General features: G+C 44.6%; 15 protein-coding genes and 1 pseudogene. 2 read left to right on the forward strand and 14 right to left on the reverse strand.

Translation table 11 applies throughout. The features are described from left to right. Nucleotides 1-37 precede the first annotated feature (37 nt). The 13 genes and pseudogenes from pyrF to tig form a co-directional block, all read right to left on the reverse strand. A complete protein-coding gene (gene pyrF / locus U9J37_RS06690) occupies nt 38-742 on the reverse strand; it encodes an orotidine-5'-phosphate decarboxylase (protein ID WP_005474832.1) in 705 nt (234 codons plus the stop codon). A gap of 85 nt (nt 743-827) precedes the next feature. Further along, nucleotides 828-1,997 carry a lipopolysaccharide assembly protein LapB gene (gene lapB / locus U9J37_RS06695; protein ID WP_038133998.1) on the reverse strand — a complete coding sequence of 390 codons (1,170 nt, stop codon included), beginning with the start codon at nt 1,995-1,997 and terminating at the stop codon, nt 828-830. Between the two features lie 25 nt (nt 1,998-2,022). Next, nucleotides 2,023-2,304 carry a LapA family protein gene (locus U9J37_RS06700; RefSeq protein WP_038191525.1) on the reverse strand — a complete coding sequence of 94 codons (282 nt, stop codon included), beginning with the start codon at nt 2,302-2,304 and terminating at the stop codon, nt 2,023-2,025. Between the two features lie 138 nt (nt 2,305-2,442). Continuing rightward, on the reverse strand, nt 2,443-2,724 hold the full coding sequence (gene ihfB / locus U9J37_RS06705) for an integration host factor subunit beta (RefSeq protein WP_011080796.1): 282 nt from the start codon (nt 2,722-2,724) through the stop codon (nt 2,443-2,445). 211 nt (nt 2,725-2,935) lie between these two features. Continuing rightward, the gene (gene rpsA, locus U9J37_RS06710) at nt 2,936-4,606 is read right to left on the reverse strand and encodes a 30S ribosomal protein S1 (protein ID WP_038133994.1); all 1,671 of its coding nucleotides are present in this window, start codon (nt 4,604-4,606) and stop codon (nt 2,936-2,938) included. A 103-nt stretch (nt 4,607-4,709) separates the two neighbouring features. After that, nucleotides 4,710-5,390: a (d)CMP kinase gene (gene cmk, locus U9J37_RS06715; RefSeq protein ID WP_038191526.1), complete on the reverse strand. Its 681-nt coding sequence runs from the start codon at nt 5,388-5,390 to the stop codon at nt 4,710-4,712. A 138-nt stretch (nt 5,391-5,528) separates the two neighbouring features. Then, on the reverse strand, nt 5,529-5,780 hold the full coding sequence (locus tag U9J37_RS06720) for a ComEA family DNA-binding protein (RefSeq protein WP_005473354.1): 252 nt from the start codon (nt 5,778-5,780) through the stop codon (nt 5,529-5,531). A gap of 173 nt (nt 5,781-5,953) precedes the next feature. After that, entirely contained in the window at nt 5,954-7,813 is a 1,860-nt protein-coding gene (ppiD, locus tag U9J37_RS06725; RefSeq protein ID WP_322414043.1) for a peptidylprolyl isomerase, read from the reverse strand. Nucleotides 7,814-7,984: 171 nt separating this feature from the next. Continuing rightward, a complete protein-coding gene (locus U9J37_RS06730) occupies nt 7,985-8,257 on the reverse strand; it encodes a non-specific DNA-binding protein Hbs (protein ID WP_005473436.1) in 273 nt (90 codons plus the stop codon). A 191-nt stretch (nt 8,258-8,448) separates the two neighbouring features. Next, entirely contained in the window at nt 8,449-10,800 is a 2,352-nt protein-coding gene (gene lon, locus U9J37_RS06735) for an endopeptidase La (protein WP_038133985.1), read from the reverse strand. A 129-nt stretch (nt 10,801-10,929) separates the two neighbouring features. Then, nucleotides 10,930-12,213 carry an ATP-dependent protease ATP-binding subunit ClpX gene (clpX, locus tag U9J37_RS06740; RefSeq protein WP_005473346.1) on the reverse strand — a complete coding sequence of 428 codons (1,284 nt, stop codon included), beginning with the start codon at nt 12,211-12,213 and terminating at the stop codon, nt 10,930-10,932. Nucleotides 12,214-12,293: 80 nt separating this feature from the next. Next, a pseudogene (gene clpP, locus U9J37_RS06745) lies at nt 12,294-12,919 on the reverse strand (ATP-dependent Clp endopeptidase proteolytic subunit ClpP). Nucleotides 12,920-13,024: 105 nt separating this feature from the next. Next, a complete protein-coding gene (gene tig, locus U9J37_RS06750; protein WP_005473365.1) occupies nt 13,025-14,329 on the reverse strand; it encodes a trigger factor in 1,305 nt (434 codons plus the stop codon). A gap of 513 nt (nt 14,330-14,842) precedes the next feature. Between tig and U9J37_RS06755 the strand changes: the two genes are divergently transcribed. Both U9J37_RS06755 and U9J37_RS06760 read left to right on the forward strand, forming a co-directional pair. Further along, nucleotides 14,843-16,654 carry a sensor histidine kinase gene (locus U9J37_RS06755; protein WP_005473431.1) on the forward strand — a complete coding sequence of 604 codons (1,812 nt, stop codon included), beginning with the start codon at nt 14,843-14,845 and terminating at the stop codon, nt 16,652-16,654. Then, complete coding sequence (locus U9J37_RS06760) at nt 16,654-17,994, forward strand: sigma-54-dependent transcriptional regulator (RefSeq protein ID WP_039627641.1); 1,341 nt, start codon at nt 16,654-16,656, stop codon at nt 17,992-17,994. The genes U9J37_RS06755 and U9J37_RS06760 overlap by 1 nt, the downstream gene beginning before the upstream one ends. Before the next feature lie 64 nt (nt 17,995-18,058). Here U9J37_RS06760 and U9J37_RS06765 read toward each other — a convergent pair whose 3' ends face one another. Continuing rightward, entirely contained in the window at nt 18,059-20,011 is a 1,953-nt protein-coding gene (locus U9J37_RS06765; protein ID WP_043887123.1) for a DUF3857 domain-containing transglutaminase family protein, read from the reverse strand. Between the last annotated feature and the right edge of the window lie 27 nt (nt 20,012-20,038).

Below are 20,038 nucleotides of genomic sequence, written 5' to 3' on the forward strand. Positions count from 1 at the left end.
GATTCGTTTAGGCCATGATATTTGGAGTTTTTATTTGTTATTTTAGTTGTAACAATTCGTTGTTAATACTAGTTAATACTTTTTCAGGGTTTTCTGCTTGAGTTATAGGTCGACCAATCACCAAGTAGTCCGAACCAGACTGAACCGCATCCACAGGTGTCATGATACGTTTCTGGTCACCAACAGCAGCACCCGTAGGTCGAATGCCTGGTGTAACAAGTTTAAATTCTTGGCCAAGCGCCTGTTTTAGCATAGATGCTTCCTGAGCTGAGCAAACAACACCATCAAGACCTGAGTTCTTCGTCAACGTCGCCAGTCGAATAACATGGTCTTGTGGCTCAACGTTTAACCCTACGCCAGCCAAATCACTCTGTTCCATGCTGGTTAGTACTGTTACCCCGATAAGCAATGGTCGTTCCTTTCCGTAGGGTTCAAGAATTTCGCGTGATGCTGTCATCATTCGTTCACCACCACTCGCATGAACATTCACCATCCAGACCCCCAACTCTGCAGCCGCGCGGACGGCTTTAGAACATGTATTTGGGATGTCATGGAATTTCAAATCAAGAAATACGGAGAAGCCACGTTTATGGAGCTCTTTAACGAAATCAGGACCAAACAAGGTAAACATTTCTTTACCGACTTTTAGTCGACAAGAGCTTGGGTCGATTCGATCTACAAAAGCAAGTGCGTCAGCTTGGTTGTCATAATCCAGCGCAACAATAACTTTTTGGTCAATCATTTCATCTCCTAACTAGTATTAACATGCCTAAAAAAAGCAGCGGGATCACCGCTGCTCATTACGATTGGAAGCCCAATCAAATTCATTATTCTCCATCTAAACCTCTAATAGGCTTGATGGTCCCCCACCCTTTACACGATGGGCAGTGCCAGTACATAGAGTGAGTCGAAAAGCCACATTTACGACATCGATAATGAGGCTTTACCTTCATTTGTTCTCCAACGAGCTTTTGCAACGTAGCCAAGCTCGCTTTCGCTCGACCTTCTTCTGCTTCAGCCAAGTGATAGTCAATCAAGCGATAAAACCCTTTCATCGTCGGATTTTTCACTAACTGTCGGGTCAACAATTCCTGTGCAGATCCTGAACCTTCATGCTTTGCTACCAACTGAGCCAGCATTAATTCAGCAGAAGCGCCCGCTTTATTAACAATACATTGACGAAGGAACTCGAGTAGCTCGTCTTCTGAGCCTAAATGATGATAGCAATCGGCAAGAATCGGTAGTACTTCACTGACGAAGTCGCTATCTTGTTCTAGTACCATTTCAAAATGCTTGATAGCACTTCGATAGTCTTCATTTTCTAAGTAGGTTTTGCCTAGTGCTATACTCGCCCTGACACATTTGGGGTCCTCGCTGAGCGCTTTTCTAAAGTGCTGTAAAGCTTTCGCTTGATTACCATCAGCCTTTTCTTGCATCGCCAGTTCACACCAAAAGTGTGCAATGCTGTTGCGCATCCGCTTACGCCCCAGCTTAACCAGAAGCGTCGCATAGTGGATGGCTTTAGACCACTCCCTAGTTTGCTGGTAGATAGAAACCAATTGCTGTAAGGCTGCCTCACGATGATCTGGCTCTTCGACTAGCTGTTCAAAGATTTTTTCCGCACGATCAAGAAAGCCAGAAACCATGTAATCTTTGGCTAATTGTTGCAGGGCGATATTTTTTTGGTCGATAGTGAGACCAGAGCGTGAGATTAAATTCTGGTGTATACGGATGGCACGATCAACTTCTCCTCGTGATCGAAACAAGTTACCCAACGCTAAGTGTGTATCAATTGTTTCGTTATCAACCTGAAGTAGTTCTATAAAGTGGTCTACTGCTTTGTCTGATTGGTCAGAAAGAAGAAGGTTAAGACCCGTCACGTATTGACGGGATATTTGATTAGAGTGTTTCTGCTTGTCTTGTTGGGCACTGCGATTACCCATATACCAGCCGTATGCAGCAGCGATAGGTAACAACAAGAAGAGTATTTCTAACATCGAGTGGAGAGCCTACCTGCGTAACTTAAGAAGCTTTAACCTGGGTAGCTTGCTCAGTGGCTGGAGAAAGTTTTTTTACCTGCTTCTTCAGCTTTCTTACTTGAAGTTGAGACTTAAGGTGCAAACTGCCAAATATTAACCAAGATATAGCAAAACCAGTCACAAATACGACGCCTAGAAGCGTAGAGAGGTGAAACTCACCTTGAGCAATTAAGTAATTGAAGTTAACAATCGCTTGGTTCTGAGAGCCTAATGCTAACGCCACTAAAAACAGAGCCAATACGATAACGATCTTTATAATTTTCATAGTCCATCACCTAAGCAAAAATCAGCCGTTACGATTATGCAGTAAAACCAATGAACAAACCATGCTTATATCGGTATAACCGCCAATAAAAAAGCGGCACTACTAAATAATGCCGCTTATCGCTAACGTTTTAGAAACTTAGCCGATATTTACACGCTCACGTAACTCTTTACCTGGTTTAAAGTGAGGAACATACTTGCCTTCCAACTCCACCTTATCACCAGTCTTAGGGTTGCGCCCAACTCGAGGCTCACGGTAATGTAGAGAGAAACTACCAAAACCACGAATCTCGATTCTGTCGCCACTTTCCAGTGTCGAAGCCATATGCTCTAAAATGTCTTTTACAGCATCTTCAATCTCTTTAGCTGAAAGATGAGTTTGCTCAGCACAGAGTCTTTCGATTAACTCAGACTTAGTCATAGTTTCCCTCATAGAGTAATTTATCACTTATTATAGTAAGTAATACCAATTCCAACAAACACTTGCTTTCAATTTTAGACAAAGTTTGTTCAATTTGCACAACTAGAAACTCAACTTAATTGAACCGCTTCTGCCGATTGGTATTACTACTCATTTTCGAGTAAGAATAAAAAAGGAGCCTTACGGCCCCTTTTTCTTAAAAACGAGTAAATTACTCGCCTTTAGCTGCTTTGAATGCGTCAGCCATAGCGTTACCGAACGAAGCTTCATCAGCTTTGTTCAGAGAAGCCATTGCTTCTTGCTCTTCTGCTTCATCTTTAGCTTTGATAGATAGGTTGATTACGCGGTTCTTGCGGTCTACACCTGTGAACTTCGCTTCAACGCTGTCACCAACGCTTAGGATTAGAGATGCATCTTCAACGCGGTCACGTGAAGCTTCAGAAGCGCGGATGTAACCTTCAACGCCTTCTACTAGCTCGATAGTTGCACCTTTAGCGTCTACTGCAGTAACAGTACCGTTAACTAGTGCACCTTTCTTGTTCTCAGCAACGTAAGCATTGAATGGGTCATTTTCCATTTGCTTAACGCCTAGAGAGATACGCTCACGCTCAGCATCTACAGCTAGAACTACAGCAGAGATCTCGTCGCCTTTCTTGTACTCACGTACAGCTTCTTCACCAGCAACATTCCAAGAAATGTCAGATAGGTGAACTAGACCGTCGATGCCGCCTTCTAGACCAATGAAGATACCGAAGTCAGTGATAGACTTGATCTTACCAGTAACTTTGTCGCCTTTAGCTTGCGCTTCAGCGAAAGATTGCCATGGGTTAGCTTTACACTGTTTCAGACCTAGAGAGATACGACGACGTTCTTCGTCGATTTCAAGAACCATAACCTCAACTTCGTCGCCAACATTAACAACTTTAGATGGGTGGATGTTCTTGTTAGTCCAATCCATTTCAGAAACGTGTACTAGACCTTCAACGCCTTCTTCGATTTCAACGAAACAGCCGTAGTCAGTTAGGTTAGTAACGCGACCAGTTAGTTTGTGACCTTCTGGGTAACGCTTAGCGATTGCTACCCATGGATCTTCGCCTAGTTGCTTAAGACCTAGTGATACGCGAGTACGCTCACGGTCGAACTTAAGAACTTTAACTTGGATCTCGTCACCAACGTTAACGATCTCAGAAGGGTGCTTAACGCGCTTCCAAGCCATGTCAGTGATGTGTAGTAGGCCGTCAACGCCACCTAGGTCTACGAACGCACCGTAGTCAGTAAGGTTCTTAACGATACCTTTAACTTCTGCGCCTTCTTGTAGAGTTTCTAGAAGCTCATCACGCTCAACGCTGTTCTCAGATTCGATTACTGCACGACGAGATACAACTACGTTGTTACGCTTCTGGTCAAGTTTGATAACTTTGAACTCTAGCTCTTTGTTTTCTAGGTGAGCAGTGTCACGGATAGGACGTACGTCTACTAGTGAACCAGGAAGGAAAGCACGGATACCGTTTAGTTCAACAGTGAAACCGCCTTTAACTTTACCGTTGATGATACCAACAACAGTTTCAGCTTCTTCACAAGCTTTCTCAAGAACGATCCAAGCTTCGTGACGCTTCGCTTTCTCACGAGAAAGTTGAGTCTCACCGAAACCATCTTCAACAGCGTCTAGAGCTACGTCTACTTCAGCGCCAACTTCAACTTCAAGTTCGCCAGCAGCGTTCTTGAACTGTTCAGCAGGGATAGCAGATTCAGACTTAAGACCAGCGTCAACAAGAACGAAACCGTTCTCGATAGCTACTACAGTACCTTTAACGATGCTGCCTTGTTGGAATTCTGTTTCGTTTAGAAACTCTTCAAAGAGTTGAGCAAAAGATTCAGTCATTTATTTAATCTTCAATAAATTAAACGTCCACGGGTTTCCTACCGCGTGGGGTTATTAAATTCGCCGGTCATCATCCTTGCGACCAACGCTCTGACCTAGCCGCTTAAGCGACTAGCTTAGATTCGATATATTGTAGTGCTTTTTCTACCACTTCGTCGATACTCATCACGGTAGAATCTAGCAACAGTGCATCCTCAGCAGGGCGCAATGGCGCTACTGGGCGGTTACGATCTCGGTCGTCACGCTCTTGGATCTCGCACAAAAGGTCGTCAAATTTAACATCTAAACCCTTGCCTTGCAACTGTTTAAGCCTACGATTAGCGCGCTCTTCAGCGCTAGCATCTAGGAAAATTTTCGCTTCTGCTTGAGGGAAAACAACCGTCCCCATATCACGACCGTCGGCGACCAAACCAACGCCTTCAGCAAACGCGCGCTGACGTCGAAGCAATGCTTCTCGAACGCGCGGCAACGCCGCCACTTTAGACGCTGCCATACCTGTCTCTTCTTTACGAAGCTCACCAGAAACGTCTTCACCTTCAAGAATCACTTTTACAAGGTCCCCTTCAGCAATGAACTGAACATCAAGGTGCGTCGCCAAAGGAACAAGAGCGTCTTCGGATTCTAGATCCACACCATGGTGAATTGCCGCCAATGCGAGAACACGATAAATCGCGCCAGAATCGAGTAAGTGAAAACCTAACTTCTTAGAAAGAAGCATGCAAAGCGTGCCCTTGCCAGCTCCGCTTGGTCCATCAACGGTCACTACCGGTGTATGAGACGACATCATTAACTCCACGTTAGTTTGGTTCAGCGTAATATTGCTGATTCAGTATCGGCGTGAAATTATAGAGGTATTCGAACAAGGGTGCTAGGAAGGATTGAGGAAAATTGAAAAAGAGCGCATACGCGCTCTAAACGAAATTTATAATTGAATTCGCTCACGATTTTTATCAACCAGTGCCGGACCAATCCCCTTGACATCCACTAGCGACTCAGCGCTCTCGAAATCTCCGTGCTTTTCACGATAGTCGACTATCGCTTGCGCTTTTTTCATTCCGATTCCGGTAAGCAAATCTGCGAGTTCCTCGGCGCTCGCCTGGTTCACGTTCACCGTAATTTCTATTCCCTCATACTTTGGGTTCACTTTTTGATCTGCCAACGCGACTTGTGGCAAAGAAAGAACAAGTATGAATGTAAACAACCATTTTATGAACACAAAACTCTCCTTGAAGTAACGATACAGGCATGAGGTTACCCTGAGAAATTGCATTGAAAACTACACAGCACAAAAAACAAAACGGGCTGCAAATGCAGCCCGTTTTTATCGATATATCAATTACATTGAAATTATTGCGATACTACAAAATACTCAATGTCGGTCGTTTTACGTAAAACGCTTATCAATCCAGTTAAGTCGAGTTGAGCATTCATCTGTGTCAACTGGTTACTAATTTGCGCGTTGTACTGAGCGTCAAACTCATCACTCACATTCGATAGCTTAACAACCGCAATGTTTCCGTTTAGCTCTTTAGCCTGAGCGTACTCAACCTTGCCTTCTGATGGCTTAGGCATTGCGAAAATAACATCTGCCATAGGTGCACTGCGATCAACAGCTTGAACGTCATTGAATGCTAGACCATTTTCGTTTAACAGCTCTTGCTTACCTTCTTTTAGTTCCGCAACAAGCTTATCCGCCAATGCAATCGCGTTCTGCTCGCCTTTGATCTTGGACAGTGTCGCCACAACTTGTTCACGAACATCGTCTAAAGGCAAAACCATTTCGTCACGATAATCTTCGACACGAACTACGATGACATGCTCAGGTGCAACTTCAATCACTTCTGAGTTCAAGCCATCTTCTTTGACTTCTGGGCTGAGGATAGCTTGCAACACTGATGGTGCTTTCAGCAGTTCAGGGGCATCGACTTGCGAAATAAAATCCGTCGTTTCAATTTTCGCGTCAATAGCTGCCGCAGCGTCATCTAGTGAGTCAGGGTACTCAAAGGCAACTTTCTCTAACTCGCTTTGCAGCTCATAAAACTGGTCGATGGCTTGTTGATCTTTCAGCTCTTGTTTGATCTGAGCCGCGACGTCTGCGTATGGCTTAACGACCGAGCCTTTAAGCTCATCAAGCTTGATAATGTGGTAGCCAAAGTCCGATTTGACTAAGCCCGTTACATCACCCACGTTCTTCAGCGCAAATGCTGCTTCTTCGAAAGCTGGGTCCATGACATCACGCTCAATCCAACCTAGAGATCCGCCCTCTGATGCACTACCAAAGTCATCTGATTTTTCTTCTGCCAACGCTGCAAAATCTGTCCCAGCGTTAAGCTCATCCAAAATAGCCTGTGCTTTAGCTTGGTCATCACCTTCGACTAGGATGTGACTTACGCGACGTTGTTCTTCTGAAGAGTATTTATCTAAATGTTCTTCAAAGTACTTTTTAGCATCTTCGTCAGAGACAGTTATTGCATCTTTTAGCTTCTGAGCTGACAGCTCGATGTAAGCAACTTTCACCTGTTCAGGACGTGTATAGCGCTCAGAGTTTTGCTCGTAGTAACCTTGAATTTCATCGTCCGACAATTCTACTTTGGCTGCAAAGTCATCAAGAGGTAGACTCAGCGTTTGAACTTCACGAGTTTGAGTCAACAACTTAGCCTGTGCTTCAACTTCTGCTGGAAGAGAGAAATCACTCGCTTGAATCGCTGTTAGGAGTTGGTTACGAACCAAATCACGACGCAGATACTCCGCAAAACTTTCCGGAGTGAAACCCGCACGACGCAAAGACGACTGATAGATTTCTTGGTCAAACTTACCATCAACTTGGAACTGAGGCATTTCAACAATCATGGTACGTACTTGTGCATCACTTACACGTAAACCTAAAGATGCGGCATGTTGCTCAAGCAGCAAATCATTGACCATACGATCAAGAACAGATTTTCGGAAAGATTCTACGTAGCTAGGATCTGCAAGAAGATTTGAGAAATAATCACCAAGTTGAGCTTGCATGCGGTTGCGTTCATTTTGATACGCTTGCTCAAACTCACCACGGTCAATTTCTACGTTACCCACTTTTGCAGCTGTGTTGCCAGCGCCACCGACAATGTAGCTTCCTACACCTGCAAAAACGAAAGATAGGATGATAAGTCCCAGGATAATTTTTACCGCGATGCTGTTAACGCCTTCGCGTAATCGATCCATCATACTTAAACTACTCTCCGCTCGCACATCTCAGCATTGTTGAAAACACTTAGATGTGCCTAATACTAAAACAAAAATGAATAGCGCGATAATACCAGAAAAAGAAATGCGCATCAGTATGATGCGCATATTTTAAAAAGGTTCTAACAAAATTGGCGATGAAGCCAATTTTTATTAGTTACAAGCGTCTTTTAGTGCTTTACCCGCTTTGAATGAAGGTACTTTCGCTTCAGCAATTTGAATTTCTTCACCCGTTTTTGGGTTACGGCCTGTGCGAGCTGCACGAGTGCGCACGCTGAATGTACCGAAGCCAACAAGTGCAACTTGATCACCAGACTGAAGTGTATCACTCACTGCTTCGATAAGAGCATCAAGTGCACGGCCTGCTGATGCTTTAGATAGATCTGCGTTTTCTGCAATTTTTTCTACTAATTGTGTTTTATTCACTGTGATTCCCCTTTGCGCTACCTTATTTAGTTATTTACGGTAGCTTTCGTTCCATTTGTTTCAAATCAGCGACAATCCCTTATACCGCAAGGGCTGAAGCTATAGTCGCTAACGTTAGCGCCCAAAAAAAACGCTGACAAGCCTTTTTAAGCCTATCAGCGTAATCTTTTACTTATTTTTGCTACACATCACTATTTTGCGGCAGCAATCTCGACACCTGACGGGTCTTTTTCTAATGCAACTTGAAGTACTTCATCAATCCATTGCACCGGAATTACCTTCAGATCAGCGATGACGTTGTCTGGAATTTCTTCCAAATCGCGCTCATTGTCTTTAGGAATCAGTACTGTTTTGATACCACCACGATGAGCCGCAAGCAGTTTCTCTTTTAAGCCACCGATAGGTAGGACTTCACCACGTAAGGTAATCTCACCTGTCATACCGACTTCCGCTTTAACAGGGTTTCCTGTAAGGCTAGAAACTAACGCGGTACACATGGCAATACCTGCACTCGGGCCATCTTTCGGCGTCGCACCTTCAGGTACGTGTACGTGAATATCGCGCTTCTCATAGAAGTCTGAGTTAATACCAAGCTTCTCGGCACGTGAACGCACTACCGTCATTGCCGCTTGAATTGACTCTTTCATCACGTCACCCAGTGACCCTGTTTGTGTCAGCTTGCCCTTGCCTGGCATCGCTTCCGTTTCGATAGTCAATAGATCGCCGCCCACTTGCGTCCAAGCTAGCCCCGTCACTTGACCAATACGGTTGCTGTCTTCCGCTTTGCCATAATCATGGCGCTGAACACCCAGATATTCTTTTAGATTATCCATAGTAACAGTGACGCTCTTAAGCTCTTTATCGAGCAAGATATTCTTCACTGCTTTGCGACAAATCTTCGAGATCTCACGCTCTAGGCTACGAACACCCGCTTCACGCGTGTAGTAACGGATTATGCCAATAATGGCTGAGTCTTCGATCTCAATCTCACCTACTTTTAGGCCGTTGCGCTTGATCTGTTTTTCAACTAAGTGGCGCTTCGCAATATTCAGTTTTTCGTCTTCGGTGTAGCCCGATAAACGAATCACTTCCATACGGTCTAACAGTGGGCCTGGAATATCCATCGAGTTTGACGTTGCCACGAACATTACGTCAGATAGGTCATAATCGACTTCTAGGTAGTGGTCGTTAAACGCGTTGTTTTGTTCAGGGTCAAGAACCTCTAACAGGGCAGATGACGGATCACCACGCATATCAGACGACATCTTGTCGATTTCATCCAATAGGAATAGCGGGTTCTTCACACCAACTTTGGACATTTTCTGAATAAGTTTACCCGGCATTGAACCAATGTATGTACGACGGTGACCACGAATCTCCGCTTCATCACGTACGCCGCCTAATGCCATGCGCGTGTATTGACGACCTGTCGCAGCAGCAATTGAACGACCTAGAGACGTTTTACCCACACCAGGAGGACCAACAAGACATAGGATTGGACCTTTAAGCTTATTGATTCGATTCTGAACCGCCAAGTATTCTAGAATGCGCTCTTTAACACGCTCTAGACCATAATGGTCTTCGTTTAGAATTTCTTCTGCTTTCGCCAAGTTCTTCTTAACTTTCGAGCGCTTGCTCCAAGGTACACCAAGCATCCAATCGATGTAGCCACGTACAACAGTTGCTTCTGCTGACATTGGTGACATCATCTTAAGCTTTTGTAGCTCTTGCTCGGTTTTTTCACGCGCTTCTTGAGGCATTTTAGAATCAGCGATTTTCTGTTTCAGAGCTTCAAATTCGTCAACGCCATCTTCGCCTTCACCCAGCTCTTTCTGGATGGCTTTCATTTGCTCGTTCAGGTAGTACTCGCGTTGAGATTTTTCCATCTGCTTTTTAACGCGGGTTCGGATACGCTTCTCAACCTGTAGCAAGTCGATTTCCGACTCCATTTGCCCCATCAAGAATTCCAGACGCTCTGTTACGTCTAAGATCTCAAGAACTGTTTGTTTGTCAGCGAGCTTGAGCGGCATATGCGCAGCGATGGTATCTGCAAGACGAGCTGCTTCGTCAATACCACTGAGTGACGTGAGAACTTCTGGTGGGATTTTCTTGTTGAGCTTAATAAAGCCTTCAAATTGATTGATTGCACTGCGAACAATGACTTCGTGCTCGCGCTCGTCAAGTTCTTCCGTGACCAGATACTCAGCATCAGCGACGAAGAACTCATCATCAGTCAGACTATTGATTTTTGCGCGTTGTTGACCTTCAACAAGAACTTTTACTGTGCCATCTGGTAGCTTTAAAAGTTGAAGAATCGTCGCAACGGTACCTACATCGAAAAGATCATTCTTCGTTGGTTCATCTGTATCCGCTTCTTTCTGCGCAACTAGCAGCACTTGCTTGTTGTTATCCATTGCCGCTTCGAGACAAGCGATGGATTTTTCACGACCAACAAACAAAGGAATTACCATGTGCGGGTAAACGACTACATCTCTTAGAGGTAGTACAGGGATCTCGATACGTTCGGAACGTTCCAAGTTCATATTATTCTCTCTTCCGCTTAGTCTTATGAGCAGTATATGGGGGCTAATTGGTTGGATTCAATGAAAGAATAAAAAAAAGGAGGTAATTGATTACCTCCTTTTCTGATTTAGCAAATTATGTGAATTGGGTTACGATTCTGCACCCGCAGCTTGGTTGTCAGAGTTGCTGTAAATCAACAACGGTTCAGACTCACCGTTGATGACTGACTCATCAATTACAACTTTGCTTACGTTGTCCATTGATGGCAGCTCGTACATCGTCTCAAGAAGAACCGCTTCTAGAATCGAACGCAATCCGCGAGCACCTGTTTTACGCTCCATCGCTTTCTTCGCGATGGCGCGTAGTGCATCTTCACGGAACTCAAGCTCGGAGTCTTCAAGTTCAAACAAGGCTGCATACTGCTTCGTTAATGCGTTCTTTGGTTCACAAAGAATCTGAATCAACGCATCTTCGTCAAGCTCAGTCAATGTTGTTGTCACTGGTAGACGACCGATGAACTCTGGGATTAGGCCGTATTTAACCAAATCTTCTGGCTCAACCTGAGTGAACAATTCACCCACAGTCTTAGTTTCGTCTTTAGAACGAACTTCCGCACCAAAACCAATACCAGTGCCCGTTGCAACACGTTGCTCGATAACTTTATCTAGGCCAGCAAACGCACCACCACAAATAAATAGAATCTTAGATGTGTCTACTTGTAGGAATTCTTGCTGAGGATGCTTACGACCACCTTGCGGGGGAACTGAAGCAACCGTACCTTCGATAAGTTTTAGAAGCGCTTGCTGAACACCTTCACCTGAAACATCACGAGTGATCGATGGGTTTTCAGCTTTGCGTGAAATCTTGTCAATTTCGTCGATGTAAACAATACCGCGCTCTGCTTTCGCGACATCGTAATCACATTTTTGGAGCAGTTTTTGAATGATGTTTTCAACATCTTCACCAACGTAACCCGCTTCAGTCAGCGTCGTTGCGTCTGCCATTGTGAAAGGTACATCTAGGAAACGAGCTAGGGTTTCAGCCAGTAGCGTTTTACCACTACCCGTTGGACCGATAAGAAGGATGTTACTCTTACCAAGTTCCACGCCTTCGCTTGTCGTGTCGCCGTTACGTAAACGCTTGTAGTGGTTGTAAACGGCCACTGCTAGCACTTTTTTAGCGTAATCTTGACCGATCACATAGTCATCTAAATGTTCACGAATTTCTCTTGGAGCGGGCAACGCTTCAGATTGTTTTTTCGGTAGAACATCTTTAATTTCTTCACGAATAATATCGTTACATAGATCGACACATTCGTCACAGATATAGACGGATGGACCGGCGATCAGCTTGCGAACTTCGTGCTGGCTTTTGCCGCAGAAAGAGCAGTAAAGAAGCTTACTACTACCGCTCTCTTTGCTTTTATCTGTCATTCGCTAACCTCTTAGCCTTTACTCATATGATTTGAGTGTATATCAATTTAAACCGAATTGCGCTAAACAATTGCTATCAATTATTCACCGCGGTGGCTTAATACTGCATCAACCAAACCGTACTCCACAGCTTGCTCAGCAGCCATAAAGTTATCACGATCGGTATCGCGTTCAATCACTTCTAACGGTTGACCTGTATGCTCAGCCAGCAGCTTGTTCAGCTTCTGTTTGATGGTCAAAATCTCTTGCGCATGAATTTGAATATCAGACGCTTGACCTTGGAAACCGCCAAGTGGTTGGTGAATCATCACGCGCGAATTAGGCAGTACATAACGCTTGCCTGGTGCGCCACCAGCAAGTAAGAATGCGCCCATTGAGCACGCTTGTCCCATACATACCGTGCTGACATTTGGTTTGATAAACTGCATGGTGTCGTAAATCGACATACCCGCTGTCACACTACCGCCTGGCGAATTAATGTATAGGAAAATATCTTTATCAGGATTTTCAGACTCTAGGAAAAGTAGCTGCGCCACGACAAGATTTGCCATGTGATCTTCCACTTGACCCGTTAAGAAGATAACGCGCTCTTTCAGCAAGCGAGAGTAAATATCGTAAGAACGTTCACCACGGGAAGTCTGTTCAACCACCATTGGTACTAGCGCGTCTAGAATTGGCGACATTGCATTTTTTCTTGGTAGCTCATATTCTTATGTCCCTAAAATAAATGGCCCGAATGACAAATATCATACGGACCATTGTTAGCAGAATAGTTAACGTTTCGTCAACCTTCTACGCAAGATATTGCTTATTAAGCCGCTGGCTGCTGGTTCATTAGCTCGTTGAAGCTAACTTCTTTTTCAGTAACCTGAGCTTTAGCGATGATTGCGTCAATTGCTTGCTCTTCAAGAGCAACGTTGCGCATGTTGTTCATCATTTGCTCGTTTTGCTCGTAGTAAGCAACAACTTCAGCTGGATCTTCGTAAGCTGTCGCCATTTCTTCGATTAGCGCTTTCACTTTCTCGTCGTCAGCTTTTAGCTCTTCAGACTTGATTACTTCGCCTAGAAGAAGACCAACAACTACGCGACGCTTAGCTTGCTCTTCGAACAGTTCACGTGGAAGTTGTGCAGCCGCTTCTGGGTTGCCACCGAAACGCTGTGCAGCTTGCTGACGCAGAGTACCGATTTCTTGGTCGATAAGTGCAGCAGGTACGTCGATTTCGTTCTCTTTAACTAGACCGTCGATTGCTTGCTCTTTGATGCGGTTCTTAACAGCTTGCTTAAGCTCACGCTCCATGTTCTTACGAACTTCAGCTTTAAGAGCGTCAACGCCACCTTCAGCAACACCGAACTTAGAAACGAACTCGTCGTTCAGTTCTGGAAGCTCACGCGCTTCAACTTTGTTTACTTTGATTGCAAACTTAGCCGCTTTACCTTTTAGGTTTTCTGCGTGGTAATCTTCTGGGAAAGTTACGTCGATTTCGAATTCCATACCAGCAGTCTTACCTGCGATACCATCTTCAAAACCAGGGATCATGCGACCCGCGCCCATTTCTAGTGGGAAGTTCTCAGCTTTACCGCCTTCGAATTCTTCGCCGTCAATTGAGCCAACGAAATCGATAGTTGCGCGCTTGCCTTCTTCAGCCGCTTCTTCTACTTCAACCCAACCAGCTTGTTGCTTACGTAGCGTTTCGATCATCTCTTCAACGTCAGCGTCATTTACTTCAGTTGTTGGTTTTTCAACAGTGATGTTCTCTAGGCCTTTAAGCTCAACTTCTGGGTAAACTTCGAAAGTTGCGTTGAAAACTAGGTCTGCACCTTCTTTGTTTTCAACTGGAGCGAACGTTGGTGCACCTGCTGGGTTGATTTTTTCTTTAACGATCGCTTCGATGAAGTGACGTTGCATTACTTCGCCCATCACGTCTTGACGTACTGCTTTGCCGTACATCTTCGCAACCATTTTTAGAGGCACTTTACCTTTACGGAAACCATCGAAACGACGGTTTTTTGCGATGTTGCGTAGTTCAGCTGTCACAGCATCTTCGATGTTTGCAGCTGGAACAGTAATGTTAAGACGGCGCTCTAGGCCCTCTAGAGTTTCAACAGTAACTTGCATTATTCATTAACCTCAAAACTGGCTCAGTCTTGCTGAGCTTATGTGCCCTAAAATCCAAAAACAGGTATTAGGACCCATCCTTGTTTGTACTCTGCGAGTACTCTTTATAAATCGAGTATCGATAACGGCAAAGATCCGCTATCGGACTAATGAGCGATATCTTTACGAATCCGAGTTCGTGAAAGGTATCTCCGATTAGCCTCAGGATAAAAATTTAGACGCAGCATTCTACCGACCTAGTCGATAGCTGTCGAGCCGATCCCTAAGATACCGTTAGGATTACCCTAAAAACTCACTTAACTGCTAAAAAAAGAAGCAATAAGGTCGTTATTGTCTTCAGAAATGGGGACATTAATAGCTTTTTCAAGAGAAACTAGCCTTTTTTTGGAATTAAACAAAAAAAGGAGATCTAAGTCCGGTTTTATTCCTCATTTTTGTTACACCTTTAAACACAACCGTAACAAAAAATATTACCCTGAAGGCTCGATTGTCACCTTGATTTCATGGAAGTCTATGGCCTCATTCCGCCGTGCTTATGTTTACCTTTTTTTAGCTTATGTCACTTGCCTAGTGGCTGGCTCAAAGTTGGTATGGAACTTCAATCATCAATCACTACTTGAAGAGCATCAAGCGCAACTCGACCGATTTTCTAGTCACATTTACGCGAAGTTAGACAAGTATGCCCACTTACCCCAGTTACTTGCCGAAGACCGCGAACTGACATCTGCACTGTTGCAGCCCGACAATCCGGCACAGATTGATCTAACCAATCGATACTTAGAAGACGTCAATTCCATCATCCAAGCGTCGGACACCTATCTCCTCGATCGTTGGGGCAACACTATAGCCGCGAGCAATTGGAGTTCAAGCCGTACTTTTTTAGGCAAAAACTTTGCTTGGCGCCCCTACTTTTCTGAAGCGATTCAAGGGCAACGAAGTCAATATTTTGCGTTGGGCTCAACGTCTGGTCAGCGAGGCTACTACTATTCGTTTCCTGTTATTTACGCGGCGGAAAACATTGGGGTCATCGTTGTCAAAATGGACCTCTCGGCCATAGAGGGCAACTGGAAAGGAAAGCAGAGTACGTTTGTTGCAACCGACAAATACAATATCGTGTTTATGTCGAGTAACCCTACTTGGCTGTTTAAAAGCTTAACTGACATAAGCAAATCTAACAGGGCGCTCATCACCGAAAGTCGTCAATACTTGGATACCCCGATTCTCTCTCTCGCGTTACATGGAGATCTTACCGCTAAACACTCTGAACTTTGGGAATCCAATCAAGGTGGATTTAAGGGCGTTTACATGGCTTCCAATCGCCCATTTCCTCAGCTGAATTTGACCATCCGAGTACTCACAGAAAAAGTCACCTTGCTGTGGCCAACTTTGAGCTTTGGATTAGTATTAACGCTCCTGTTCGTTATCGCGTTTTTGACCCTTCAACTGACGCATCAAAGACATCAGAAAAAACGCCAATTTGAACAACTGCAATCTGAAGCAAAACAAAAGCTCGAGTTTTTAGTTATGGAGCGAACCTCCGAGCTTCAAGCAGAAATCTTGGAAAGAACTCGCACTGAAGAAGCCTTACGACAAACGCAAAATGAGCTTATCCAAGCGGCAAAACTTGCCGTACTGGGTCAAATGTCTGCGAGTATCAGCCATGAACTGAATAACCCACTCGCGGCAATTCGAAGCTTTGCTGACAACGGAAGGCGATTCTTGACCAAAGAGAAATTTGACCGAGTCGATGACAACTTAGCTCGTATCTCAAATCTGACCGATCGGATGGCCAAAATAAGTAATCAGCTGAAATCGTTCACCCGTAAATCTGATAGCCAAGATGTACAACTTTTGGAGCTTGCTCCGGTGATCATTTCCGCCAAGGAACTGGTGACCCCACAGATAAAAAGCCATCAAGTCACTTTCAACATCAATATCGAGGGCTTGTCAGCCAAAGTCGATATTAATGCTATCCAGATTGAGCAAGTACTGATCAATCTCATCACCAATGCCGCTCAAGCCGTTGAAGCGTCAACAGAACGTATCGTAAACCTTTCCTATCATCAAAACGATGCTGTGGTATCGGTTTTTATCGATGACAGTGGACCGGGAATCGATACGACGACCGCAGCCCATCTGTTTGAGCCGTTTTTTACCACCAAGAAAAATGGCTTGGGGCTAGGGCTATCGATTTCTCAGCAAATCGTTCAAACCATGAATGGAGAGCTCAGCGTTGGCCAGTCTCCTCTTGGCGGTGCAAGGTTTACTCTGAAACTACCCAATAGACTTCAATCCACACAAGCCAATCGCAAGGATACATGTTGATGTACGATGTATTTTTCATTGATGACGAGAGCGACATTCGCATCGCCATTGAACAGAGCTTCGAATTAGAGGAGATTTCAGCCCTCTTTTTCGCCAGTGCAGAAGACGCCATGCTCGCAATAAAGCAACACGGCATGCCTAAAGTCGTCATATCGGATATTTGTTTGCCTGGTTTATCTGGCGAGAACCTCTTATCGACCGTGTTAAACCAAGATAGCGATGTCCCTGTTATCTTGATTACAGGACACGGAGACATATCAATGGCCGTAAACGCACTGCGAAACGGCGCTTACGACTTTATCGAAAAACCTTTTGCTATTGACCGCTTAATTGATACGACGAATCGAGCGATAGAAAAGCGCCAGCTGACCCTCGAAAACCAAGAGCTAAAGCGAAGCCTGAAAGCAAGCCAAACTCTTGGTCCAAGAATTATTGGTGATACTCAATCCATCCAATCGCTTCGCGACACCATTTCTCACATTGCCGATACAAACGCAGACATTTTATTGTTCGGCGAGACTGGAACAGGTAAAGAGCTCTTCGCTCGTTCAATCCATGAGCAGAGCTCTCGACGTGAAGCAAACTTTGTGGCTATCAACTGTGGCGCTGTCCCAGAAAACTTGATTGAGAGTGAGTTATACGGACATGAGAAAGGCGCTTTTACTGGTGCCGATGCCACACGAATCGGTAAGTTCGAGCATGCCCAAGGGGGCACCTTGTTTCTTGACGAGATTGAGTCGATGCCAATGCAGGCGCAAATTCGTTTGCTAAGAGTACTGCAGGAGCGCGTGATAGAACGAGTTGGGTCCAACACTCTGATTCCAGTAGATATAAGAGTGATTGCCGCCACCAAAGTCGATCTTAAGCAAGCTGCCGCTGCCGGAGAATTTCGTGAGGACCTTTATTATCGCCTAAACGTCGTGACTCTCGACCTTCCTCCGCTTCGACAACGTAAAGAAGACATCCCCGCCCTGTTTCATCACTTTTTACTGGTGGCGGCTGCTCGCTACGGGAAAGCGGCAAATGCTCTACCTGAAGCTGATTTACAGACGCTCATGAGTCATGATTGGCCGGGTAACGTTCGGGAGTTACGTAACAGCGCTGAGCGATTTGTCCTATTAGGAAACCTTGGCCACCTAAACCCAACACAGCCGATTGCCGATTCAATTCCGCTTGCTACCCAAGTCGCTGAGTTTGAGAAAACTCTAATTGAACAAGCCTTGGCGAGCAATCACGGCAAGATTAACGAAACACTCGATACCCTACAACTTGCACGCAAAACGCTGTACGACAAAATGCAAAAATATGGGATTGATAAGAACAGCTACAAAACGGAATAGACTCGACCGATGAAAAGCAAAAGCCCCTAGCCAGATTAATAAGATAGGGGCTTAGTTTTGCTCGTTATTCGTAGCGCGTGAATTGATATACCACGCTTTCTGATGCTCGCTCTATTTGTTGATTGTACTCTTTAAGCGAGCTCGGCATCACATCTGGCTGCTTTCTTTCAAGCTGATAGTGAATCCTTGCCTGACGATACTCGCCTGACACTTTCGATAACCAGTTTCCCTCTTCTCCGTTAAGCGACAGTGAAAAATCGAATGCCTCATTATTTACTTTGAGCTCGTCTGGAGTAATTTTCCAAGGTGATGGCAACTCAACCACCATGGTTTGAGCAACTTTGACTGGTCTCCCTATGTAAAAAGGAGTACTGCGCCTTTTCGCTTCTGACACATACACATTTGCACCAATCACGTCTGCATACACCTCAAACTGTGGGTCATCATCTTCATTCAGGTACCACATTTTCTCGATGTCATAATTCTCTGTCATGTACAGTTCATTCTTCATTAAGTCATCGAAATAATAGAATTTCTTAGAAGCAGAGATACCTTCATAGTGTTTGTTGTAGAAGCCTTCAAATTCGTCCATCACTTGCTCAATTGAGTTAGCCGAAAGATAACGCCTCATTCTGTCAGCCTGTTTGCCCTTGTAAGTCGTTTCTACGTGTAGCGTTGAAGCACCATTCTCATGAGAAGCTACTTTAAAGGTGGATGTCGTTTCAACTTGATTGAGGTTATTTGTGTCGATAAGCGTCGGGTAAATTTCACCTTGTTTGATGATCAAACCATAACCAAGCTCAGATTGAGTCATTGTGGCTAGGCTATCCGACAGCTCTGTTTGGGTAGGATCAATCCAAAAGGTCTTGCCCTGAAAATAGAAGGTGACAATAACATGGTTGAATGCGCTATGCCCTGAAGGTTGCCCGGTTAGATGCTTACGGTATACGGTACTCACTAGTGCAGGGTTTGCTTCAATGCCCAGCTCCCGTAGCATAGCTGTCAACAACACTGACTTATCTTTACAGTCTCCATACCCTTGCTGCAAAGTTTGCTCCGGTTGTCTCGGAGCATGGGAGCCAATACCATTTTCTATCCCCAAATAGCGTATCGATTGCTGAGCGAGTTTAATCGCAGCAATCACTTGTCTCTCTGGGTCTTCAATAGCTTTCAGTTTACTCACTTCAGCAGCAAACTTACTACCTTGGGCGTCTATCTGGTAGTGAGGCAAAGCCCAAGAAACGACATCCGCCCAATTCTCATAGTTATTGATATTGATATATGGATACTCAATAAACCAATCTGGTTGATCCGCTTCATTTAGATAGCTGTATGAACGACGTTCATCAGAATAAATATGCTCAACCATTTTACCATCTTGGTTAATTTCAGCTTTTAGGTGTCCGCTGTCACCGTATCGATTAACGGTATATTGGCTATCCTTAGGCGTTAGAACTCTTGCGTAAGTCTTTAGAACCGGCACACTCCAGCCCATTTTTATCCAACGGTCAACTTTGCCATTAAAGACCGGATTCAGCCCTTTAATCGAGTAGCTATAATCAATGATATCCCCTTCTTGAACATCGTTAATCACGATGTAGAAGGTTTCCTGACCACTATAAAGCAGCTTTTCTAGGTCGACTTCGCGCTTGAATCGCTTGACATCAATACTAGATAACCGTTCCAAAGGTTTGCCCTCACGCCACACTTTGACATTATGGAGCACCACTTCTTCATAACTAGGATCGAAGTCTATCGCTATTTGAGAGTTGCTCTCTACTCCTTCAGAGTTCACTGCTTGAGTGACGTAACGACTATAAAACGTCGGTGTATTTGGTAACGCATTAAACTGATTAGAAACCAGCATGTAAATGCTGCCATCTACTCTATCTTTACGCTGAGTCTGCGCTTCAAATGATTGTTCGACCACCCAACTTGGTACCGGGGAGATTTCTATTTCTGCTGCCTGCACACTACTTATCACTAAAGCTACAAGCCATAACCACTTTCGTTTCATTTAATATCCGTTTTTTGTATTTCTAAC

This window comes from Vibrio sp. 16, from assembly GCF_963681195.1.
Lineage (GTDB): Bacteria > Pseudomonadota > Gammaproteobacteria > Enterobacterales > Vibrionaceae > Vibrio > Vibrio sinaloensis_D.

Coding starts and splice junctions, on each gene's coding strand:
- pyrF (WP_005474832.1), bottom strand. CDS start 742: ATGATTGACCAAAAAGTTATTGTTGCGCTGGATTATGACAACCAAGCT.
- lapB (WP_038133998.1), bottom strand. CDS start 1,997: ATGTTAGAAATACTCTTCTTGTTGTTACCTATCGCTGCTGCATACGGC.
- U9J37_RS06700 (WP_038191525.1), bottom strand. CDS start 2,304: ATGAAAATTATAAAGATCGTTATCGTATTGGCTCTGTTTTTAGTGGCG.
- ihfB (WP_011080796.1), bottom strand. CDS start 2,724: ATGACTAAGTCTGAGTTAATCGAAAGACTCTGTGCTGAGCAAACTCAT.
- rpsA (WP_038133994.1), bottom strand. CDS start 4,606: ATGACTGAATCTTTTGCTCAACTCTTTGAAGAGTTTCTAAACGAAACA.
- cmk (WP_038191526.1), bottom strand. CDS start 5,390: ATGTCGTCTCATACACCGGTAGTGACCGTTGATGGACCAAGCGGAGCT.
- ppiD (WP_322414043.1), bottom strand. CDS start 7,813: ATGATGGATCGATTACGCGAAGGCGTTAACAGCATCGCGGTAAAAATT.
- lon (WP_038133985.1), bottom strand. CDS start 10,800: ATGAACTTGGAACGTTCCGAACGTATCGAGATCCCTGTACTACCTCTA.
- clpX (WP_005473346.1), bottom strand. CDS start 12,213: ATGACAGATAAAAGCAAAGAGAGCGGTAGTAGTAAGCTTCTTTACTGC.
- tig (WP_005473365.1), bottom strand. CDS start 14,329: ATGCAAGTTACTGTTGAAACTCTAGAGGGCCTAGAGCGCCGTCTTAAC.
- U9J37_RS06755 (WP_005473431.1), top strand. CDS start 14,843: ATGGCCTCATTCCGCCGTGCTTATGTTTACCTTTTTTTAGCTTATGTC.
- U9J37_RS06760 (WP_039627641.1), top strand. CDS start 16,654: ATGTACGATGTATTTTTCATTGATGACGAGAGCGACATTCGCATCGCC.
- U9J37_RS06765 (WP_043887123.1), bottom strand. CDS start 20,011: ATGAAACGAAAGTGGTTATGGCTTGTAGCTTTAGTGATAAGTAGTGTG.